Consider the following 1,788-nt stretch of genomic DNA (forward strand, 5'->3'; position numbering starts at 1 on the left):
CCGCAAACAGCTTCATGCCCAGCTTGTGCGCGCATAGCGAGATCGCTTCGCCGGCTGCAATCGTGAATTTCCTGAAGACGCTGATGTCGGCATGGCCGCCGGCCGTGACGATCAGATTGTTCTGCGCCGATACTTGCAGATGCTGGCCGCTGGTCAAGGCCATGCCTGCCGGAGCGCTGGCCAGCAGTACCGCTTGTTTGAGTTCTTTGATGCGCTGATCCAGCAGTTGCTTTTGCTCGCTCACTTCAGCGATATGCGCCTGCGCCGCCTTGGTCGCATCGGCCAGGGCCTGACTCAGATTCAGCGCAGCGTTGAGCTGCGCGTTGGCTTCCCTCATGTCCAGTTGCTTGCCCAGCGCCTTGGGCTGCGCATCGGCCGACAGCAACAGGCCCTTGCCGGCGCGCACGCTGCCCCAGCCGTCGGTGCGCAGTTCCAGTCCTTCACCACGCGGCTCTTTGGATGCATTGACCAGATGGCCGAGGTTGAGCTGGCTCTTGCCGTGCTCAGTCGCCAGCTTGATGTGCTCCTGGCCTTGCCAGTCCTCCAGCCGCAGCTTGTTGTTGCTCTGGGTGCGGATTTCATTGCGGCTCATCCAGCGATCGCGATGGGTGATCAGGTCGCTGTTGTGGCTGTCGTGCAGTGCATGGGCGATATACGGCGCATCCGGATGGCCGTTGTGGAAGGCGATGGCAACCTCGGTGCCTTCGATCAGCGGGAAGTGGAAACCGGTCTGCAGCGCCCCCGCAAAAGGCTTGGCCAGTCGCAGCCAGCAACTGCTGTGGCCGCTCTGGCGTTCTTCGCGATCGAAGTCGAACTGCACGCGGTAGTCGCCATCCTGATTCAGGTAAGCGTAGGGATAGCGATCCGGCGAGACGATGCGGGCGCTGACCGTGCCGCCGATGCGCGGCCAATTGTCTTCTTCCAGCGGCAGCCGATACAGGCGATCCGAGGGTATCGCCGTATAGCGATTGGTATAGGCCGCATCGCGCGCGCCGGCGTGTTCGACACGGGTAATCAATTGACCGTGCTCCGCATCCGGCAGCGACTTGCCGCTGAGATTGAAGACACTGCCGGGAGCCAGACCGAGGACATTGCCCCGGCCGTGATACACCACCTGCTCGCACAAGAGCGCTTCATGGCGCAATTGCGCCTCCCATTCGGCTTGTTCTGCATCCAGATGCAGACTGCCCCAGCGATAGACCTGACCGAAGGCGGTCCGGTCTTGCGTGCGCAGCGCGTGTTCTTCGTCGATGCACGCCGGCGCCGCGAGGCGGTTGTAATCGCGCACGAAGACCGATGCCGGAATGGTTTTAGTATGCGTCTCCAATGCAAACACGGCCTCGGCGCCGATGCTCTCCAGTCCGGCATGCGCCTTGAACGGCGCGCTCAAGGCCGGCTGGCGCTGATAGTGAGTGAAGTCGTCCGCGAACACGATCTGCTCACCGAATTCGCCTTCGGCCATCCTGAACCAGATGCCGCAGCGCCGGCACAGGCGCTGGATGAAGGCCAGATCGCTTTCTTGCCACTGCATCACGGTCGGCAAGCGGGGATAACTGCGATAAAGCGTGAAGCGGTAATAGTGGGTGTCGCTGGTGAAGCCCTTGTCGTCGAGGACTTGCGCAATGATGTCGGGAATGCCCTGATCGATGAACAGGCGACAGTGCGAGCCCAGTCCCAATTGCGCCAGATGCGATTCGAGCACCAGCTCGTAGGTGGTGACGTCTCTGGCGCTGTCGATCTGGCTGAAGCCGGTGATCACACCCTGGAAGCGGCGCTGTGAAGAGGCCG

The 1,788-nt window shown here is 61.9% G+C and carries 1 protein-coding gene; it reads right to left on the reverse strand.

Annotated features, from left to right (window positions below; translation table 11 throughout):
- A partial coding sequence (locus PQR62_RS25525) for a type VI secretion system Vgr family protein (protein ID WP_408160889.1) occupies positions 1-1,788 on the reverse strand: 1,788 nt, incomplete at both ends.

Source organism: Herbaspirillum lusitanum (genome assembly GCF_046025995.1).
Taxonomy (GTDB): domain Bacteria; phylum Pseudomonadota; class Gammaproteobacteria; order Burkholderiales; family Burkholderiaceae_D; genus Herbaspirillum; species Herbaspirillum lusitanum_A.